The organism is Roseateles paludis (assembly GCF_039872745.1).
Taxonomy (GTDB): domain Bacteria; phylum Pseudomonadota; class Gammaproteobacteria; order Burkholderiales; family Burkholderiaceae_C; genus Pelomonas; species Pelomonas paludis.
The window spans coordinates 165835-185289 of record NZ_JBDPZD010000003.1 but is presented as its reverse complement, the minus strand read 5'-3'; the positions used below and the strand labels follow the sequence as shown (position 1 = coordinate 185289).

Genomic DNA, 19455 nt, shown 5'->3' with positions numbered 1-19455 from the left:
CTGCCGGCCCCGGTGTGGCCTGCCGAAAACCCTGTCCCCAGGACGGCGTACAGCCTTCGTTCCAAACCGTCGAACGCTGCGCTCAAGTGCCTGCAAGCGCAGTCTGCGGGCGGGCGCCTAAGCTAGCGGCATGAACGCGCCACAACGCCTCCCCACCTTCTTCCTCTCCCACGGCGGCGGCCCCTGGCCGTGGATGGATGGGCCCATGCGCCAGGGCTACCGGCTGCTGGAGGCCTCGCTGACCGGCCTGCCGGCCTCGCTGCCGGCCAGACCCAAGGCCGTGCTGATGATCTCGGCCCACTGGGAGGAAGCCGCCTTCACGCTGCAAAGCAGCGCGGCGCCTGGCATGGTGTACGACTACGGTGGCTTCCCGCCACACACCTACCGCATCGTCTACCCGGCGCCGGGTGCGCCCGAGCTGGCGGCGCGCGTGGCGGGCTTGATCAAGGCGGGCGGGCTGCCGGCGGCGCTGGACGGCCAGCGCGGCTACGACCACGGCGCCTTTTGCACCGCCTACCCGATGTACCCGCAGGCCGATGTGCCCATGGTGCAGCTGTCGCTGCGCCGGGGCCTGGACCCGGCCGAGCACCTCGCCCTGGGCCGGCTGCTGGCGCCGCTGCGGGACGAAGGCGTGTTGATCATTGGCAGCGGCTTCAGCTTCCACAACCTGCGCCTCTTGAACGAAGCGGGCCGCGCCCCGTCTGCCGCCTTTGATGCCTGGCTGCAGCAAGCCCTGCCCGACCCGGCCGGCCGCGCCGAGCGACTGATGGCCTGGGCCCAGGCACCGGCCGCCCGCATCGCCCACCCGCGCGAAGAGCATTTGCTGCCCCTGATGGTGGCGGCCGGCGCGGCCGAGGGCGAGGCCGGGCACTGCAACTACCTGGAGACCGAGTTCTTCGGGGCCATCACGACGTCGAGCTTCCGCTTTGGTTGAGCAGCTCATCAGCGCCCTTGTCACGGCGCTCACGCGCTGCCATCGCGAAGGCACCCGCCTGCGCGCCACCGACTGGCAGCACGCCGTGCGCAGCGAGGCCGACGCCTACGCCGTGCAGGAGGGCGTGGCCGCCGCGCTGGGCTGGCCGCTGACGCGCTGGAAGTCGGGCGGCGCCCGGCGCGAGGGGCCGTTCTCGCATTCGCCGGTCAACCCGGTGGCGAGCCAGCATCTGCTGGGCATCGAGGTCGAAGTGGCGCTGCGCCTTGGGCGCGACGTGAGCCCGGCGCCGGCGCAGGAGCCGCTGACCGACGCAATCGACGCCATGTGCGTCTCCATCGAGCTGATCGCCTCGCGCTGGGAGGAAGGCTTGGCCGCCCCCGAGTTGCTGCGCTTTGCCGACCACCAGTCCAACGCCGGCCTGCTGCTGGGCGACTGGCAGCCCTACCGGCCGCTCGACTGGGCGGCCCTGCCCTGGCGGCTGCGCCTGGAGGGCCAGCCCGAGATCGCCCGCCAAGGCGGCCATGCATTGGCCGACCCAGCCTGGGTCGTACCGCATTGGCTGCGCCACGCCACGCGCACGGGTCGCACGTTGCCGGCGGGCAGCGTGGTCACCACGGGCGCCTGGGCGGGCTTGCACCCGCTAGGCAGTGCCAGCGCGGGCGAGCTTTGGATGCAGGAGCTGGGAACGCTCAGCTTTTCAGCCAGGGCGTGAACAGGGCTGCAAAGGCCAGCACGTTCAAAAGCACCGTGGCCCAGAAGGCGCGCCGGAAGCTGCGCTTGGCGCTCTTGTGCCGCAGCAGCTCCTGCCCCAGCAAGGCCCCGGGCCAGCCGCCAAACAGGGCCAGCGCATGCAGCGTGCCCTCGGCCACGCGCCAGCTGCCGCGCTGGGCCGCGCGCTTGTCGCCCCAGTAGACGATGAAGGTGGCCAGGCTCATGGCCGAGTAGGCGCCCCACAGCCAGCGCGGCAGGCCCCAGACCAGCTCGCAGGCCAGCACCCAGGCGGCAAACAGCGGGATCAAGAGCAGGATGCGGCTGGAGTTGCGCTTCGGCCGCACGGCTGTTGCAGCGGGTGACGCTTGTGGCGCTGGTGGCGGCGCGGTGCCACGCAGCTTCTGCGCCCGGCGCTTGCCCTGGGCGTCCAGGCCCACTTCAAAGCTAACGGCCTCGCCCACATAGGGCCGGTGCGGCCGCAGGCCAAAGGCACGCGCGTGCGCAAACAGCCGCTCGCCGCTGCCGGCCACGGTGATGAAGCCATAGCCCTTGTCGGCATCCCACTGGCTGACGATGCCTTGCTGACGTTGGCTCATGCGCCCACTCCGCTGAGGTGATTCTTCAAGGCCTCGATGGCATGCCGCACCTTGGCGGGCTGGCCATCGCGTTGCGGCGTCATGGCCCAGACGGGCAGGTCGGGCAGGGCAAAGTCAGTTTGCAGCGCCAGCAGGCGGCCGGCGGCCACGGCTTCGGCCACATCTTCGTCGCCCAGCATGGCCAGCCCCAGCCCCGCCTCGCACAGCTGCTGCAGGCTGAGCTGGTTGTTGCTGCTGTAGCGCGCCTGCAGGCGCAGCTCGCGTGCGCCGCCCGGGCCCTGGGTCTGGACGCGGCGCGGCAGGTCGGTGCCGTCTTGCAGCAGCAGCCAGTCGGCAGCCTCCAGGGCCTCGGGCTGCGTGGGCACGCCGTGGCGCGCCAGATAGGCCGGTGCGGCGTAGACGCCCACGCGGATCTGCCCGATGCGCTGCGCCACCCAGGCGCTGTCGGGCAGCCGCCCGAAGCGGATGGCCAGGTCGATGCGGTGGGCCACGAGGTCGGTGAAGCCGTCCTCAACCTGCAGGTGCAGGCGCAAGCCCGTGTGCCTCGCCAGCAGGCCCGACAGCGCCGGCCCCAGCACGCGGGCAAAGCCAACGGTCATGGCCACGCGCAGCTCGCCCTCGGGAGCGTCGCGCAACTGGGCCAGCTGCAACTGGGCCTGCTCGGCCGCCGCCCACATGGCCGCGCAGCCGGCGTGGAAGCGTTCGCCCGCCGGCGTCAGGCTGAGCTTGCGGGTGGTGCGGTGCAGCAGGGTCACGCCCATGTCCTGCTCGAGCGCGCGCACCTGCTGGCTGACGGCCGAGGTGCTGGTGCGCAGCTCGCGGGCGGCGCCGGCAAAGCTGCCCTGGCGCACCACGGCGGCGAACACGGCCATGCGTTTGAGTTGGTCCAGCATGAAGTTTGTCTAAACAGTGATCGTCATTTTGACCGACTTATCAGCAGATCGTGAAGGCCAAACAATCCCTCCATCGCAACACCCACCCTGGAGATCACCATGCACATCGCACTCATCGGCGCCACCGGTTTTGTCGGCAGCGCCGTCCTGGAAGAACTGCTCACCCGAGGCCACCAGGTGCGCGCCCTGCAGCGCAACCCGGCCAGCTTGGCCACCCGCCCGGGCCTGACGGTGCAGGCCGCCGACGCGTTGGCGCCCCAGGGCCTCCGGGCGGCCCTCGAGGGCGTGGACGCCGTGGTCAGCGCCTACAACGCCGGCTGGGGCAACCCCAAGCTCTACGACGACTTCCTCCAGGGCAGCGAGGCCATCACGGCTGCCGCCCGTGCGGCCGCCGTGCGCCTGCTGGTGGTGGGCGGGGCGGGCAGCCTCTATGTGGCGCCTGGGCAGCAGCTGGTGGATTCGCCCCAGTTCCCGGCCGAATGGAAAGCCGGCGCGCTGGCCGCCCGCGAGCTGCTGCGCCGCCTGCAGGCCGACGCCTCGGGCCTGGACTGGAGCTTCGTGTCGCCCCCGATGCATCTGGAGCGCGGCGAGCGGACCGGCCGCTACCGGCTGGGCACGGACGCACCGGTGTTCGATGCCGAAGGGCATTGCCGCCTGAGCGTGGCCGACCTGGCTGTGGCCATCGTGGACGAGATCGAGCGCCCTGCCCACCAGCGCCAGCGATTCACAGCCGCTTACTGACAGCCGCTTACTGACGCATTGCCGTCAACCGCGACAGCGGGGCCACGTTTGGGCAAGATGCCCAACATGAACACCCTGCTTGCCCGCTGGCTTTGCGCCACTGCCCTGATCGCCCTGCCCGGCCTCGCGCTGGCCCAGGAATGGACCCACTGCGCACGCGAGGATCGCGTCTGCGATGTCGATGAAGACACCCTGGTGCGCTTTGGCGTGCCGGGGCGCTACGTCTTCCGGCAGGTGCACGACAAGATCAACTGCACGGTGAGCGACTTCGGCACCGACCCGGCCGTTGGCCAGACCAAGTCTTGCGAGCGCTCGATGAACTGGCGCCAGGACCCGGCCTATCAGGGCTGGCGCCAACCCGGCGCCACGGGCCGCAACTGGCGCCCATGCGCCAAGGAAGGCGACTGGTGCGACGCACCCGCAGGCGCCGAGGTGCGCTTTGGCGTCGACGGCCAGTTCGCCACCAAACGGGTGAACGGCCGCGTGCGCTGCGAGGTGGCCGAGTTTGGGGACCCGGCCTACAAGCGCAGCAAGGTCTGCGAGTTGGCCGACTCTGGCGAGTGGACGCACTGCGCCAACGAGGGCCAGTACTGCTCAGCCACCGGCACGGTGCGCTACACGGCCAATGGCCGCTCGCTGGAGCGCCAGGTCAAGGGCGGCATCGCCTGCAACAACGGCAGCTTTGGCGACCCCTACCCCGGCGTGGCCAAGCAGTGCGAGGTGCGCACCGACGCAGGCGGACGCGCAGGCAATGGCTGGCAGGGCGAAGGCGCTGACCAACTCGGCTGGCGTGCCTGTGCCAGCGAGGGGGCACAGTGCAGCTTCAAGGGCGCCGGCGTGGTGCGCTACGGCGCTGAGGGTCGCTACACCTACCGCGAGGCCGTCAACGGGCTGGCGTGCCGCAACGACCAGTTCGGCTTCGACCCGGCACCCCGCCAGACCAAGACCTGCGAAGTGCTGCAACAAAAGCGGCGCAAACAATAACGGCGCTAGTCAGTAGCCGTAGCCACCGATAGCGCCGTGAATCAGGCGGTCAGAGCCGCCTGAAGGTTTTGTTGCTCAGCGGCCGTAGCCGCCCTTGCGCGGGCCGGGGCCGCCAGGGCCACGGCGCTCGCCACCAAAAGCGGGGCGGGCACCTGCGGGCTTGCCGCCGGGCGTGAAGGGGCGGTCACCGCGCGGGGCAAAGCTGCGCTCTTCAAAACGCGGCTGGAAGCCACGGTCCTCGCGGCCGGCGTGAGCCGGGCGGTCAGCGCGATCGAATTGACGGTCGAATTGACGATCGAACGGGCGACGATCATCACGGCGCGGGCCACCATTGCCGCCGTGGCCAGCGTCGCGGTTGAAGTGCGCGGGGCCGCCTTCACGGTTGAAGTGCGACGGGCCACCTTCGCGGTTGAAGTGGCTCGGGCCGTTGTCCCGGCCGAACGCTTGACCACCGAAAGGCTTGCCCGCCGGGCGCTGGCCCGGGCGGCTGTCGGTACGGTTGAAATTCTTGCGGCCGAAAGACGGGCGGCCATCAGCGGCGCCAGGGCGCGGGCCCATGAAGATGCGCGGCTCTTGCGTCTTGGGCTCCAGGCCGGCGATGTGCTGGACCGGGATCTCCTGCGTCGTGAACTGCTGGATGCGGCGGATCATGCTGATGTCGTCGCGCAGGCCCAGGGTGATGGCGAGGCCCTCACGCCCGGCACGGCCGGTGCGGCCGATGCGGTGCACGTAGTCCTCGGCCTTCATGGGCAGGCCGTAGTTGATGACGTGGGTGATGGTGGGCACGTCGATGCCACGTGCGGCCACGTCGGTAGCGACCAGCACGCGCAGTTCACGCTCGCGCAGGGCGCGCAGCACGCGGTTGCGCTTGCCTTGGGGCATGGCACCGTGCAGCGGGGCCACGGCATGGCCGATCTCGGCCAGGCGCTCGGCCAGCCAGTCGGCATCGCGCTGGGTGGAGGTGAAGACCACGGCCTGGTCAAGCGTCGGCTCGGCCAGGATGGCTTCGAGCAGACGGTCCTTGTGGTGGGGGTTGTCGGCCCAGTGCAGGCGCTGGGTGATGCTGGTGTGGGCTTCGCGGTGCGAGGCCACTTCGATGCGCTGCGGCTCCTTCAGCAGCTCCTGCGCCAGGCGGCCGGTGGAGCCGGCAAAGGTGGCGCTGAACATCACGGTCTGGCGCGTCGGCGGGGTGCGGCCGGCCACGAAGTGGATGTCGTCGATGAAGCCCATGTCGAGCATGCGGTCGGCTTCGTCCAGCACCAGCATCTCAACGTTCTCGAGCACGCACTTGCCGCTCTCGATGTGGTCGATCAGGCGGCCGGGGGTGGCGATCAGGATGTCCAGCGGGCCCGTCAGCTGACGGATCTGCAGGCCATAGGGCACGCCGCCCAGCACGGTGGCGACCTTGAGGCCGGGGATGTGGCGGCCGTAGGTCTGGGCAGCCTTGGCCACTTGCATGGCCAGCTCGCGGGTGGGGGCGAGCACGAGGATGCGCGGCCCGTAGACCTTGCCCCGGACCCGGTCACCGCCGGGTCCCTCCCCGGCTCGGCGGCGCTTGTCGTTGTCGGCGCGCGAGGCCAGGATCTTGGTCAGCGCGGGCAGGATGAAGGCGGCCGTCTTGCCCGAACCGGTCTGCGACGAGACCATCAGATCAGCGCCGGCCAGGGCGGCGGGAATGGCTTGCGCCTGAACTTCAGTGGCGTTCTCATAGCCCGCTTCGCGGACAGCCTTCAGCAGGGACTCGTGCAGGCCCAGGGTCTCGAAACTCATCGTCAGTCTTTCAAATTGCGCGCAACAAGGCACGCGCCGGGCCCGACAAAGGGGTCCGGTGGTTCAAAAAGTCGCTGGGAGCAAACACGAGCCACAGAACGTGGCGCGGGGGATCATTCAAAGCGACGGCTGCATCGCCGCCGACCTGATCCGCGAGGGGTGCACGGTCACGAGAAGCGCCGGGCGAGGTCAGAGGAGACGTGTGCTGGGGTCTGGCCCCGAGCAAGCCCGCGACTGTAACCCGATTCGGGTTTTTACGGAAGCCCCTCCCCTCAAATGAGGCGAGCCGGCAGCCAGCCGCGCAGGCTGTTGAAGAAGGCCAGACCCGTGGCGCGCGCCAGGTCGGCACGGGTCAGCACGGCTTCGTGGACACGGCCCTGGGCCAGCAGCTCGGCCCGCAGCACGCCGGGCAGCAGGCCGGCGTCCAGCCGGGGCGTGAGCCAGCGGCCGTCGATCTCCAGCGCCAGGTTGCCAAAGCTGCACTCGGTCAGCTCGCCGTCCTCGTTCCAGAGGATCACGTCAAAGGCCTCGGGCGGCTTGGCGGCCGCAAACGGGGCGTAAAGCGCGCGGCGTGTGGTCTTGTGCTGCAGGAACTCGCGCGCCGGGCCCAACGTGGCGATGGGGCTTGCAGCCACCGCCAGGCGAACGGGCTCAGCCGTGGGCGCCAGGGGCAGCACCTGGTGGCCCCAGTGCCCAGCGGCGTCGAGCGTCAGGCGCACGCGCCAGGGGCCGCCGGGGTGATCAGCCGCCAGGCGCGCGAGCAAGGCACGGGCATCTGCCATCGGGAAACGCAGCCCGAAGTGCCGGGCCGTGCGCTGCATGCGCGCCAGGTGCGCCTCGCCGCGCGGAAAGGCGCCGGCCTCCAGCCGCAGCGTCTCCAGCGCCTCCACGGGCGCCTCGGCCCGGGCCAGGAAGCGCGCCTTGGCCTGCCACTCGGCCAGCTCGGCCTCGGGCTGGCTGTCCAGCGTGATGGCGCTGCCCACGCCGCATTGCAGGGCTGAGCCCGCGAACTCGACGGTGCGAATGGGCACATTGAAGGTGGCGACGCCGCCGGGCTGGATCAGCCCCAGCGCCCCGCAGTACCAACCGCGCGGCTGCGCCTCCAGCTCTCGGATGATCTGCATGGCCCGCACCTTGGGCGCGCCGGTGACCGAGCCGCAGGGGAAGAGCGCGCCAAACACCTCGGCCAAGCTCAGCCCCGCACGGCTGACTGCCGTGACCGTGGACGTCATCTGCCAGACCGTGGGCAAGGCGTGCAGCTCGAAGAGGCGCGGCACCCGCACGCTGCCCAGTTGCGCGACGCGGCTGAGGTCGTTGCGCAGCAGGTCCACGATCATCAGGTTCTCGGCGCGCTCCTTCTCGCTGGTGCGCAGCCGGGCCTGGGCGGCCTCGTCCTCGACCCGGTCCGCACCGCGCGGGGCCGTGCCCTTCATGGGCTGGGCGGCCAGCAGCCAGGAGCGGTCCGCCCCCGGGATGGGCCGCCAGTCAAAGAACAGCTCGGGCGACACGCTGGCCACGCCCGCATCGCGCAAGAAGAGGCCAAAGCCACCGGGCTGGCTGGCCAGCAGCGCTTGAAAAAGCTCCGCCGCATCCAGCCCCGCAGACCTGCCTTGCAGGCGCGTGGTGAGGTTGACCTGGTAGCAGTCCCCGTCGCGGATGTAGTCGCGGATGCGTTCGATGGCGGTGCTGGCGGGCGGCGCAGGGTCATGCCAGCCGCATGGGCCTGTGAATGCGGCTGCGGGCGTGAAGGGCTCGGGCGCCGACTCGTACACGGCGAACTCAGCCAAGGGCCCCGCTGCAGCGTGGGTGGCCAGCGCGCGGTCAAAAGCGGCTGCCGCCTCGTACCGCAGCCCACCCAGCACCCAAGCCCCAGCACGCGCCGCTGCCTCGGCCGCCGCGATCACGGCGGGCACCTCGGCCACGGTCGCGGCCCTCAGCCAGCGTGTGGGCGGGGTCGTCCACTGTCCCTGAACACGCTCGCCGTCCTCGCGCGCCAGTGGATGGCGCGGGAAGTCAAACGCAACTTGAATCAGGCTCACGCCAAGTTCAAGAAGTTCGTCCGGTAGTGGATCAACTCGTCGATGGACTCATGAATGTCCGCCAGCGCCGTATGCGCCTGCGCCTTCTTGAAGCCGTCCAGGGCCGAGGGCTTCCAGCGCTTGGCGAGCTCCTTGAGGGTGGAGACGTCGAGGTTGCGGTAGTGGAAGAAGTCTTCCAGCGTGGGCATGTAGTTGGCCAGGAAGCGGCGGTCCTGGCAGATGCTGTTGCCGCACATGGGGCTCTTGCCCTTGGGCACGTATTGCTTGAGGAAGGCGATGGTCTGCGCGGCGGCATCGGCCTCGGTGATGGCCGAGGCCTTCACGCGGTCGATGAGGCCGCTCTTGCCGTGCGTGCCCTTGTTCCAGGCGTCCATGGCGTCGAGCGTGGCGTCGGTTTGGTGGACGGCAAAGACCGGGCCCTCGACGCGCTTCTCCAATTGCGCGTCGGTCACCACTACCGCGATCTCGATGATGCGGTCGGTGTTGGGGTAGAGGCCCGTCATCTCCAGGTCGATCCAGATGAGGTTGCTGTCGCTGGGGGTGAGCGTGTCTGACATGGCGGGGCCTGTGGGGCAAAGCTGCAAAGAGGGCCGAATTTACACTCGCGCCCATGCCCTCCCCCTCTTCGTTTGGTGTCACGCCCGGTGCGCTGACCCTGGCCCTGGCTTTCGCCCTGGTCGCCTCGCTCCTCATCAAGTTCTGGCTGGCGTCGCGGCAGATCCGCTACGTGGCCGAGCACCGGGGCGCCGTGCCAGCGGCCTTTGCCGCCGCCGTGCCGCTGGACGCCCACCAAAAGGCAGCCAACTACACCATCGCCAAAGCGCGCTTCGGCCTCTTGAACCTTGCCTTCAGCGCCGCGCTGCTGATGGGCTGGACGCTGATGGGCGGGCTGGACCAGCTCAACGGCTGGGTGCTGAAAGCCGCCCAGCACTTGCCCGAATCCTGGCGCCCCATGGGCTACCAGCTCGGCCTGCTGACCGCCTTCACCCTGATCGGCGGCTTGCTGGACCTGCCCTGGGAGTGGTACTCCACCTTCCGGCTGGAGCAGGCCTTTGGCTTCAACCGCACCACGCCCGCCACCTATGTGGCCGACCTCTTCAAGGGCTTGCTGCTGGGCCTGCTGCTCGGCCTGCCGATTGCAGCGCTGATCTTGTGGCTGATGGGCATGGCCGGGCCGCGCTGGTGGCTGTGGGCCTGGGGGGTGTGGACGGGCTTTCAGCTGCTGCTGATGCTGCTCTACCCCACCGTCATCGCCCCGCTCTTCAACAAGTTCACGCCGCTGGCTGACGAGACGCTCAAGACCCGCGTGGAAAGCCTGATGCAGCGCTGCGGCTTTGCGTCCAAGGGCCTCTTCGTGATGGACGGCAGCAAGCGCTCGGCGCACGGCAATGCATTTTTTAGCGGCTTTGGGCCGGCCAGGCGCGTGGTGTTCTTTGACACGCTCCTGAACAAGCTCCAGCCCGGCGAGGTGGAGGCCGTGCTGGCGCACGAGCTGGGCCACTTCAAGCACAAGCACATCACCAAGCGCATGGCCTTCATGTTCGCGGCCAGCCTGGGCGGCTTTGCGCTGCTGGGGTGGTTAGCCAGCTGGCCCGGCTTCTACCTGGGCCTGGGTGTGCAGCCCAACCTCGGCGCACCCAATGACGCGCTGGCCCTGCTGCTCTTCTTGATGGTGGTGCCGGTGTTCGGCTTCTTCGTCACGCCCGTGTTTGCCCAGCTCTCGCGGCGCGACGAGTTCCAGGCCGATGCCTTTGCCTGCGCCCACGCCCGCAGCCAAGACCTGCGCAGCGCCCTGCTCAAGCTGCACGAGGACAACGCCGGCACCCTGACGCCCGACCCCGTCTACGCCCGCTTCTACTACTCGCACCCCCCGGCCAGTGAACGCCTGGGCGCCCTGCCTGGAGCAAACGCCGGAGCCCCCGCATGACCGCGCCCCACGACCTGCTGCTGGCCCGCTGCACCCCGGGCGCCCCGCGCCTTGAAGGCAGCGCGCTGGATGCCGAGCTGGCCCGCCAACCCGCCTGGGCCCCTGACCCCGAGCGGCGCCTCATCGCCCGGCGCTTCGGCTTCGACAACTTCTACCAGGTCATGGCCTTCGTCAACGCCGTGGCCGAGATCGCGCACGCGCAGGACCACCACCCCGACCTGCTCGTCAGCTACGCCGCCTGCACGGTCAGCTTCAGCACCCACTCCTGCAGCGGCCTCAGCCTCAACGACTTCATCTGCGCCGCCCAGGTCTCGGCCCTACCTGAGGCGCAAGCGTGAGCCAGACCGGCTCACGCTCAGGTCTCGTCGTTCGCGGCCACGGCCGCCACTACCTCGTCGAGGCTGACGACGGCACCCGCCTGCTCTGCCACCCACGCGGCAAGAAGAGCGCGCTGGTGGTGGGCGACCAGGTGCGCTTTGCCGTCTCGGGCGACGAAGGCGTAATCGAAGCCGTGGAGCCGCGCCGCAACCTGCTCTACCGGCAGGACGTCTGGAAGACCAAGAGCTTTGCCGCCAACCTCGACCAGATGCTGGTGCTGGTGGCCGTGGAGCCAGTGTTCAGCGAGAGCCAGCTCGCACGCGCGCTGATTGCCGCCGAGAGCGCCGGCATCCGCACCGCCATCGCCCTCAACAAGACCGACCTGCCCGGCACCGCCGCCGCCCGCGAGCGCCTCGCGCCCTACCGCGCCATGGGCCTCACGGTCTTCGACGTCGCCCTCAAGGCCGACCCCGCTGGCTCGCGAGCCACCTTGCTGCCCTGGCTCAACGGCCAACGCAGCTTTGTGCTTGGCCCCAGCGGCACCGGCAAAAGCACCCTCATCAACCTGCTCGTGCCCGACGCCCAAGCCCAGGTCGGCGAGATCTCCGAGGCATTGAATTCCGGCCGCCACACCACCACCCACACCCAGTGGTACTGGCTGGATTCCGAGCGGCAAACGGGCCTCATCGACTCCCCCGGCTTTCAGGAATTCGGCCTCCAGCAAATCGCCCCGCCCGACCTCGCCCGCTGGATGCCCGACCTGCGCGAGCACATGGGCCACTGCAAGTTCCACAACTGCAGCCACCAGCACGAACCCGGCTGCGGCGTGATCGCGGCGGTCGAGGCCGGGCAGATTGCGCCGTCGCGCTATCGGCTCTACGGCGAGATCCTGGCGGAGCTGGGGGCGAAGCGCTGGTAGGGCCGATTGGCGCAAAGGTTCGCAAATTCGCGCGTGCGGCCACGACGGTCCAGTGCCGTCAAGCCATCTCCCTCGGCTAGTGTCAGCTGCCGGCTGAATACGTACGGTCGCGTCACATTGAAGTAAATGCCCTGGCAAGAAAGCACCACGGGCGACCTTCTTTGGTGACCGCGTGCATCGTGTCCAAGCTTGTTAGGCAGTAGGGCACCATTGGGCTTTGCGCAATCCAGAAGGGCTAGGTGCCAACTGCTCCTGCGGCGCGGGCCAGTTTGGCGGCCGATGCACACTGCCGCTCATGACGAAGACCATCCTTCAAGGCGACCCTGTCACTCAACTTGCATTCTCAGTGTTCGAGAACAAGGGAGTGTTTGCCGTGCTCCTCGGATCAGGGATCTCTCGCGCTGCGGAGATACCCACGGGTTGGGAGATCACGCTGGATCTGATCCGCCGGATAGCAATCGCCCAAGGCGTTGAAGATCAGCCAGATTGGGCGCATTGGTACCGCGAGAAGTTCGGTCAAGAGCCCAGCTACTCGAAGTTATTGGAGGAAATCGCAACCGCTCCTGACGAGCGAAGGGCGATCCTGCATCGCTACATCGAAGCGGATAAGAAGGATCGAGAGGAAGGTCGAAAGACCCCTACCAAGGCACACGATGCAATCGCACGATTGGTTCGTGATGGTCACGTCCGGGTCATCGTTACGACCAACTTCGACAGGCTCATGGAGAGCGCCCTTCGCGAACAGGGAATCGAGCCAACCGTGATTGCTAGTGCCGATGCGCTTTCGGGCGCAGAGCCGCTTACGCACAGTCGCTGCTACTTGCTCAAACTACACGGCGACTACAAGGATGCGCGAATCCTGAACACGGATCAGGAGCTAAGCGCTTACCCCGAAAGTTACGACCGACTGCTAGACCGCATCTTTGACGAGCACGGTTTGATCATCAGTGGGTGGTCCGGCGAATGGGATCACGCGCTGCGAGCAGCCTTCTTACGGGCACCAAATCGGCGCTATCCGGTGTACTGGACGACGCGTGGCGAGATAAAAGGCGGCGCGCAGGACTTGGTGGCACACAGAGCCGCCAGGGTTGTGCCGATCACCGGTGCCGATGAGTTCTTCGATGCGCTGAGCAGGCGCGTTGAGATCCTCGAGCAGAGTCAACGGCAAAACCCACTCAGCATCGAACTGCTCGTCAGCAGTACAAAGCGCTACTTGAGCAAGCCAGAGCACCGCATCCAGCTTGACGAGATCTTCGCGCAGGAGACTGGACGATTGCTCGAACAGCTAGACGCCGCCACCTTTTCACCCAACGCGCAATGGAGTCCAGAAGGTTTTCGCGCAAGGGTCCAGTTGTATGAGTCGCTGACCGAACCCCTCGCGCGCATGTCCGGCGTGCTCGGGCGCTGGGGTGACGGCAAGGAACTTGAGGTGTTTCTGGATGCGCTGCGAAACGTTCACCACCATGCCGGGAGAATTGGAAGTGGATTGAACGTCTGGCTCAACCTCCGCGCGTATCCGGCAGTCCTGCTACTGACCGCATACGGCATTGGGCTCACCAAGGCTGCGCGCTGGAGCACGCTTCTCAAGTTGCTGACCGCCACTCTGGCCTTAGAACATCGTGAAGCGCAACGAGTGGTCTCAACGCTGTTTCTTGGTTCATGGCCTGGCGCCGACCAGCAGCTTTGGCAGAACCTTGAAGGAATGGAGCGCCGGAAGACCCCTTTGAGTGACCACTTGCTTGAAGTGATGACCGACTGGGGCAAGAGCTTTGCTGGCGTGGATGCGGCTTTTGAGTTGCTGTTCGAGCGCTTCGAGGTCTTAGCGTCGCTTGCTGAATTCCAAGACAACGATGAAGCTCGGCTTGAAGCGGCCCTCGCATCACCAGCTCAACGTGAAGTTCTGAGTTGGATGCCAGTTGGCCGTGCCGGATGGCGTACCGCAGGAACTCGCCTGTTGCTTCAAGAACTTGAAGATGAAGCACGAATCGCTGAGTTGTTGAAGGCGGGATTCGCCAAGGGCAGTCACCGATTCCTTCAGCTGTTTGCTGAGAACTTCAAGCGCTTCGCCGGTCGCATGAGTTGGTAGCCGTTTTAGGGGTTGCAGTTGCAGCCGCGTCGGACAATCGCCGGTCGAGCGAATACAGGCTGACGACATCGTTCGTCAACGACCGCCACGCTGCACAGCCGTCATTGCTCCTGCGAATGGCATTCCTTTGTGCGACCTAGCGCTCGCCTTCAGGCGAAGGAATGCGTGCAGCGCTCTTCACCCCAGCTTCTGCAACACCTCTTGAATCGACTTCAGCCAAGCCTCCCGCAGCACCGCATCCGGCACCTGCAGCACCCCCGCCATCAACGGCCACAAAAACTCCCGCAGGTTGTGCATGCGCGCCAGCCGCAGTTCGTCCCAAACCCCACCGGGCTCTATCGGCGCCGCAATGGCCTGGAGCCACGCCGCCCACTCTGCCGCCGAGGTACCAAGCTGCAGGTGCAGGTTGAGCGCGGCGCGGGCGAGGCGTTGGCCTTCGCCGAAGCGGTAGGCGTGGTGGCCGCCGCGGGTGCCGTCGGCGAGGACCTGGCTGCTGACGGCTTGGAGCAGGCGTTGGCGTTGGGCGCGGTCCAGGGCGGGGTTGAGGCCGAGTTGGAGGGCGAGGTCTGCCGCGTGGGCGACGCCGTGGCGCCAGCCTTCGGTGTCGCTCAGGCCTCGGTAGTCGCGCACTTGCTCTAACCAGGTGGCGCCGAGGCTCACGAGTTCGGCGCGCTCCTCAAGGGACAGATAGGGCTGCAGGCGGTCTGCCCGCGCCAGCTCGGCCAGCAGCAGGATGGCAAAGGGCTGGTGCACACCCGCCGCGTCTGGTGGCGCGCGCAGCACGGCCACGAGCTGGGCGCGCATGGATTGCAGGGTGGCGGGCTGCAGGCGCTTGTCGCGCATCCAGGCGGCGAAGGTCTCGAAGGCGCCTTCGTCGCGCAACTTGGGGTCGGGGTGGCCCAGGCAGGGCAGCAAGGCCAGCGCGCGGCTTTGCCAGGCGGCGGTGTCGTCAGTGGCGGGGGCTTGCTGCAGTTGGCAGGCGCTGGCGGCTTGGGCCAGCAGCCATGCCGCGAGCAAGAGCAGCCCGCGCGACTTCATTGCGGGAAGGTGCCCGGGACCAGGATGTCCCGCGTCACGTTGCGCAGCTGGGTGTGGCCGCAGAAGGCCATGGTCACGTCCAGCTCCTTGTGCAGGATCTGCAGGGCCTTGGTGACGCCGGTTTCGCCCATTGCGCCGAGGCCGTAGGCCATGGCGCGGCCGATCAGGGTGCCGCGTGCGCCCAGGGCCCAGGCCTTGAGCACGTCTTGGCCGGAGCGGATGCCGCCGTCCATCCAGACCTCGGTTTGGCTGCCCACTTCGCTGACGATGGCGGGTAGCGCGTGGATGCTGCTGGGCGCGCCGTCGAGCTGACGGCCACCATGGTTGCTGACGACGATGGCGTCGGCGCCGGCCTGCACGGCGAGGCGGGCGTCTTCGGCATCCATGATGCCCTTGAGGATGAGCTTGCCGCCCCAGCGCTCCTTGACCCAGACGACGTCGGCCCAGGAGAGGCGCGGGTCGAACTGCTCATTGGTCCAGGACGCGAGGGACTTCATGTCGCTCACTTCCTTGACGTGGCCGACGAGGTTGCGGAAGGTGTGGCGCCGCGTGCCCAGCATGCCGAGGCACCAGCGCGGCTTGGTGGCGAGGTTGATGAGGTTGCCCAGCGTGGGGCGCGGCGGGGCGGAGAGGCCGTTCTTCAAATCCTTGTGGCGCTGGCCGATGACCTGCAGGTCCAGCGTGAGGACGAGGGCCGAGCACTTGGCGGCCTTGGCGCGGTCGATCATGCGGGCCATTGCCTCACGGTCGCGCATCATGTAGAGCTGGAACCAGAACGGCGCCGAGGTGTGCTCGGCGATGTCCTCGATGGAGCAGATGCTCATGGTCGAGAGCGTGAAGGGGACGCCGAACTTCTCGGCCGCGCGCGCGGCGTGGATCTCGCCATCCGCGTGCTGCATGCCCAGGAGGCCGACGGGCGCCATCGCCACGGGCATCTTGGCCGCCTGGCCGACCATGGTCACGGCGGTGCTGCGGTTCTCCATGTTGACGGCCACGCGCTGGCGCAGCTTGATGCGCTGGAAGTCGCTCTCGTTGGCGCGGTAGGTGGACTCGGTCCAGGAGCCGGAATCCGCGTAGTCGTAGAACATGCGCGGGACGCGCTGCTCGGCGAGTTGGCGGAGATCTTCGATGCAGGTGATGACAGGCATGGGGCGGGATTCTGCGGCGCCCTGCCCGGCTGTGTCCCGGAATTTCCCTCAGGGGCGGGGCGAAGAAAGTTCCGCCGCCAAGGTGGCGCAGTGCGCGTGCAGCCAGGTGCGAAAGGCCTCGGCCGCCGCGCCGGGGCGGTGCACCACCAGGCCGTAATGCCGCTCGGCCTCCACCGTCAGGCCAAAGGGCTGCACGAGGCGGCCCTCCTGCAGCTCGTGCTGCGCCAGGCTCAGGCGCATCAGGGCCACGCCCTGCCCGGCCAGCGCGGCGGCGAGCACCAGGCCCAGGTCCACCAGGCGCGGGCCTTGGTCAGGCTCGGCGGCGTTGAGCCCAGCGGCTTGGGTCCAGGGCGACCAGGGCTGCAGCGGCGTGCGCAGCAGGGGCAGGTTCAGCAGGTCAGCGGGCGTGGCCAGCGCCCGGCCGGCCAGCAGCACGGGGGCGGCCAGCGGCGTGAGGCGGTCGCGCAGCAGCACTTGCGCGGGCGAGAGCAGCTCGGGCACCGGGCCGTGGCGGATGTCCACGTCCGCCGCCGCATCGCCCTCGGCCAGCAGCGGGACGGAGAGCGTCAGCTCCAGCTCGACCTCGGGGTGCGCGGCGGTGAAGGCGGGCAGCGCGGGCACCAGCACCTGGCGCGCAAAGGTGGGGGTGGAGCTGACGTGCAGCCGCTCGCGCCCCTGGCTGGCCCGTTGGTGCAGCGGGATGGCGCGCAGCCGCGCCAGCGCCTCGCGCACCTGGGGCAGGTAGTCGTGCCCGGCGGCGGTGAGCTGCAAGCCCTTGCCGGCGCGGGTGAAGAGCGCCAGGCCCAGCAGGTCTTCGAGCCCCGCGATCCGCTTGGCCACGGCGCTGGCCGTGATGTGCAGGGCCTCGGCCGCTGCCTCGAAGCTGCCGCTGCGCGCGCTGGCCTCGAAGGCGAGCAAGGCGTCAATGGAAGGCAGGCGGGCGCTCAAAACACGCTCCCGATCAAGGCGCCGACGCGGCCACGCGCCGCGACAGGTACACCGACGCGCGGGCGCACATCATCCGGTCCGGTGTGCGCAGCCGGCTGTAGCGCTCCAGCTCGAACTGGCCCTGCGCCGTCACCTTGAAGACGAGGATCTTGCCAACCCCCGAGCCGTCTGGGCTCGGCACCTCAAAGACGCGCTCCTCGGGCCCAAATTCGATCGCCTGCGTTGAACCCAGCAAGGCATGCGGTCCGGCCACCCAGCGGCCGCTGTCCCAGCGCATGCCAAGCTCGCCCGCCAGCTTGGCGAGTCGGGCGTCCTGGAAGAGGACACAGCGCGCGGCCCGCGCCCATTCGAGCGTGAAGGCCGGCCAGACTGCCGATGCGGCCGGCGCTGGTAAAGAGGCTGGTGCCGCGTCCAAGGCCAGGGCGGGCCGGCATGCGGCCAGTGCGATCAAGCCAGCAAGCCAGACCCTCACCGCGAGCCCACCAGTCGCGTGCCATCGGCCGCGCCCACGATGGGGCAGTTGGCGACCACGTTGGTCACCTTCAGCGCCAGGTCGCCCTTCTCCTCAAAGGCCAGGATTTCTTCCTCGGACTTGAGCTCGCGCACGCGCTCGGGCTTGAGCCAGCTCACCATCACCACGCGCCACAGCGGGCTGTAGCTGGTGTTGGCATTGCCCGGCCCGGCCGGCAGCGGGGCCGAGGGGAAGACGCTGATCTGCTCGCCCTTGGGGAACTTGTAGACCCGCTCGGTGATGGATTTGCGGCCCTCGCCCAAAGCATCAGCCAGGCGCGGCACGTAGTTCACACCGTTGGCCTTGGCCATGTTGGGGTCGGACACGTCGGTGCTGATGTACTCCACCTGCCGGCCGTCCACCCAGGCGCGCTGCAGGCGCAGCACGGTCTCGGTCTTGCTGGGCTCCGGGCTCGCCTGTGCCTGAACTTGTGCCTGTACCTGTGCGTACACCGGCAAGGCCGCGGCCAGCCCAAGCGCGCAAGCCCAAACGCAAAGCGATGCTTTCATGAGACCTCCTAGAAGAGCGGCAGATTCTCCTGCGGCTCGGCCGCAGCGTCGGCAGCGGGCGAGGCAACAGGCTGGCGTGACGCTGTCGCCGCCACGAGGTGCCCCACCCGCACACCCAGCAGGCGCAGGCGCTTGTCGAAGTCCACCCGCTTGAGGCACAGGCCCGCGGCGCGGCGGATCTCGGCGGCCGTCTGCACGGCGGCCGGGAAGGTCTGGTCCCGCGTGACGGTGTGGAAGCCCTCGAAGCGCAGCTTGATGCCCACCGTCTTGCCGGCGTATCCCTTGCGGGCCAGGTCGACCGCGAGGCGCTCGCAGAGGTCGTCGAGGATGCTGCCGAGCAAGGCGCGGTCGCGCACGGCGTGCAGGTCGCGCTCGAAGGTGGTCTCGCGGCTGATGGAAACGGGCTCGCTGTGGGTGACGACCGGGCGGCTGTCGCGCCCATGGGCGGCCGCGTGCAGCCAGGCGCCATAGCTCTTGCCAAAGTGCTCGATGAGCAAGGCGGGGTCCGTGGCAGCCAGCTCGCCCACGGTCTCGATGCCCATCTCGCCCAGTTTGGCGGCGGCCTTGGGGCCGATGCCGTTGACCTTGCGCACGCCCAGCGGCCAGATGCGGGTGGCGATGTCGGCCTCGGTCAGCACGGTCAAACCGTCAGGCTTGTCCAGCTCGCTGGCGATCTTGCTCAGCAGCTTGTTGGGCGTGACACCGATAGAGCAGGACAGCCCGGTGGCCCGCGTCACCGAGTTCTTGATCTCGCGCGCCACGGCACGCACGCCGCCCAGCGGGTCGTGGCCCACGGCGTCGTGCACGCCGGGCACGTCGGTGAGGTCGATGTAGATCTCGTCAATGCCCCGGTCTTCAATCACCGGCGCCACCTCGGCAACGGCGGCCTTGAAGAGCCGTGAGTAGCGCCGGTAGGCCTCAAAGTCGGCCGGTAGCAGCACGGCATCGGGCGCCAGCAGCGCCGCCTTCATGGTGCCCATGGCCGAGAACACACCGAGCGCGCGCGCTTCATAGGTGCTGGTGGTGACGACGCCACGCCCCGTGTAGTCGCGCAGCCGGGCGTAGTGCCACTGGCCGGCTTCGTCCTGGTGCGGTGCATCGGCGCGCCGGCCACCGATCACCACGGGCTGACCCTTGAGCTGCGGGTAACGCAGCAACTCAACGGACGCATAGAAGGCGTCCATGTCAAGGTGGGCGATCCAGCGCCGGGGCGCAACGGTGGGAACGAACTCGGCCGGGTCATCGGACGTCATGCCTGCATTGTCCGCAGCCGCACAAGCCCTAGGAAATGCGGCAAACGGCTCAGAAACCCACCCCACCCCCTGGCAAACCCGTCACCCTTTTTGACCGGCCGTGACAACATCACCCGACATCGGTTCGCAA

19 protein-coding genes are annotated in these 19455 nt (G+C 68.5%); 8 read left to right on the top strand and 11 right to left on the bottom strand.

Translation table 11 applies throughout. The annotated features are described in order from the left end of the window. Positions 1-130: 130 nt before the first annotated feature. Both ABDJ85_RS12115 and ABDJ85_RS12110 read left to right on the top strand, forming a co-directional pair. A complete protein-coding gene (locus ABDJ85_RS12115) occupies positions 131-934 on the top strand; it encodes a DODA-type extradiol aromatic ring-opening family dioxygenase (protein WP_347705040.1) in 804 nt (267 codons plus the stop codon). After that, complete coding sequence (locus ABDJ85_RS12110; protein WP_347705039.1) at positions 927-1646, top strand: fumarylacetoacetate hydrolase family protein; 720 nt, start codon at positions 927-929, stop codon at positions 1644-1646. Before ABDJ85_RS12115 ends, ABDJ85_RS12110 begins: the two co-directional genes overlap by 8 nt. Here the strand turns inward: ABDJ85_RS12110 and ABDJ85_RS12105 are convergent. Both ABDJ85_RS12105 and ABDJ85_RS12100 read right to left on the bottom strand, forming a co-directional pair. After that, positions 1624-2241, bottom strand: a complete 618-nt coding sequence (locus ABDJ85_RS12105; RefSeq protein ID WP_347705038.1) for a DUF1294 domain-containing protein — start codon at positions 2239-2241, stop codon at positions 1624-1626. The genes ABDJ85_RS12110 and ABDJ85_RS12105 overlap by 23 nt on opposite strands. After that, positions 2238-3134 carry a LysR family transcriptional regulator gene (locus tag ABDJ85_RS12100; RefSeq protein ID WP_347705037.1) on the bottom strand — a complete coding sequence of 299 codons (897 nt, stop codon included), beginning with the start codon at positions 3132-3134 and terminating at the stop codon, positions 2238-2240. The genes ABDJ85_RS12105 and ABDJ85_RS12100 overlap by 4 nt, the downstream gene beginning before the upstream one ends. A 99-nt stretch (positions 3135-3233) precedes the next feature. On the opposite strand from ABDJ85_RS12100, the gene ABDJ85_RS12095 reads away from it, so the two are divergent. Together ABDJ85_RS12095 and ABDJ85_RS12090 are read left to right on the top strand one after the other, a co-directional pair. After that, positions 3234-3875 carry an NAD(P)-dependent oxidoreductase gene (locus ABDJ85_RS12095; RefSeq protein ID WP_347705036.1) on the top strand — a complete coding sequence of 214 codons (642 nt, stop codon included), beginning with the start codon at positions 3234-3236 and terminating at the stop codon, positions 3873-3875. A gap of 66 nt (positions 3876-3941) precedes the next feature. Continuing rightward, positions 3942-4859: a hypothetical protein gene (locus tag ABDJ85_RS12090; protein ID WP_347705035.1), complete on the top strand. Its 918-nt coding sequence runs from the start codon at positions 3942-3944 to the stop codon at positions 4857-4859. A gap of 75 nt (positions 4860-4934) precedes the next feature. Here ABDJ85_RS12090 and ABDJ85_RS12085 read toward each other — a convergent pair whose 3' ends face one another. The 3 genes from ABDJ85_RS12085 to orn all read right to left on the bottom strand — a co-directional run bounded on the left by ABDJ85_RS12085 (position 4935) and on the right by orn (position 9225). Continuing rightward, a complete protein-coding gene (locus tag ABDJ85_RS12085; RefSeq protein WP_347705034.1) occupies positions 4935-6629 on the bottom strand; it encodes a DEAD/DEAH box helicase in 1695 nt (564 codons plus the stop codon). Positions 6630-6901: 272 nt separating this feature from the next. Further along, entirely contained in the window at positions 6902-8668 is a 1767-nt protein-coding gene (locus tag ABDJ85_RS12080; RefSeq protein ID WP_347705033.1) for a chorismate-binding protein, read from the bottom strand. Next, complete coding sequence (orn, locus tag ABDJ85_RS12075; RefSeq protein WP_347705032.1) at positions 8665-9225, bottom strand: oligoribonuclease; 561 nt, start codon at positions 9223-9225, stop codon at positions 8665-8667. Before orn ends, ABDJ85_RS12080 begins: the two co-directional genes overlap by 4 nt. Positions 9226-9278: 53 nt before the next feature. Here orn and ABDJ85_RS12070 point away from each other — a divergent pair, with 53 nt between their 5' ends. From ABDJ85_RS12070 to ABDJ85_RS12055, 4 genes are all read left to right on the top strand, one after another. Next, complete coding sequence (locus ABDJ85_RS12070; RefSeq protein WP_347705031.1) at positions 9279-10595, top strand: M48 family metallopeptidase; 1317 nt, start codon at positions 9279-9281, stop codon at positions 10593-10595. Then, positions 10592-10933: a 4a-hydroxytetrahydrobiopterin dehydratase gene (locus ABDJ85_RS12065; RefSeq protein ID WP_347705030.1), complete on the top strand. Its 342-nt coding sequence runs from the start codon at positions 10592-10594 to the stop codon at positions 10931-10933. Before ABDJ85_RS12070 ends, ABDJ85_RS12065 begins: the two co-directional genes overlap by 4 nt. Beyond that, positions 10930-11832, top strand: coding sequence for a ribosome small subunit-dependent GTPase A (rsgA, locus tag ABDJ85_RS12060; protein WP_347705029.1), 903 nt, complete (start codon positions 10930-10932; stop codon positions 11830-11832). The genes ABDJ85_RS12065 and rsgA overlap by 4 nt, the downstream gene beginning before the upstream one ends. Positions 11833-12127: 295 nt before the next feature. After that, positions 12128-13918: an SIR2 family protein gene (locus ABDJ85_RS12055; protein ID WP_347705028.1), complete on the top strand. Its 1791-nt coding sequence runs from the start codon at positions 12128-12130 to the stop codon at positions 13916-13918. A 177-nt stretch (positions 13919-14095) separates the two neighbouring features. On the opposite strand, the gene ABDJ85_RS12050 is transcribed toward ABDJ85_RS12055, so the two are convergent. Genes ABDJ85_RS12050 through dinB form a run of 6 tightly spaced genes read right to left on the bottom strand, consistent with a single transcriptional unit; the run spans position 14096 to position 19325 of the window. Then, the gene (locus tag ABDJ85_RS12050) at positions 14096-14956 is read right to left on the bottom strand and encodes a DUF2785 domain-containing protein (RefSeq protein ID WP_347705027.1); all 861 of its coding nucleotides are present in this window, start codon (positions 14954-14956) and stop codon (positions 14096-14098) included. Beyond that, complete coding sequence (locus ABDJ85_RS12045; protein ID WP_347705026.1) at positions 14953-16104, bottom strand: alpha-hydroxy acid oxidase; 1152 nt, start codon at positions 16102-16104, stop codon at positions 14953-14955. The genes ABDJ85_RS12050 and ABDJ85_RS12045 overlap by 4 nt, the downstream gene beginning before the upstream one ends. Before the next feature lie 48 nt (positions 16105-16152). Further along, positions 16153-17052, bottom strand: a complete 900-nt coding sequence (locus ABDJ85_RS12040; protein ID WP_347705025.1) for a LysR substrate-binding domain-containing protein — start codon at positions 17050-17052, stop codon at positions 16153-16155. 13 nt (positions 17053-17065) lie between these two features. Further along, entirely contained in the window at positions 17066-17503 is a 438-nt protein-coding gene (locus ABDJ85_RS12035; protein WP_347705024.1) for a hypothetical protein, read from the bottom strand. 17 nt (positions 17504-17520) lie between these two features. Beyond that, complete coding sequence (locus ABDJ85_RS12030) at positions 17521-18072, bottom strand: DUF7482 domain-containing protein (protein WP_347705023.1); 552 nt, start codon at positions 18070-18072, stop codon at positions 17521-17523. 8 nt (positions 18073-18080) lie between these two features. Continuing rightward, on the bottom strand, positions 18081-19325 hold the full coding sequence (dinB, locus tag ABDJ85_RS12025; RefSeq protein WP_347705022.1) for a DNA polymerase IV: 1245 nt from the start codon (positions 19323-19325) through the stop codon (positions 18081-18083). Between the last annotated feature and the right edge of the window lie 130 nt (positions 19326-19455).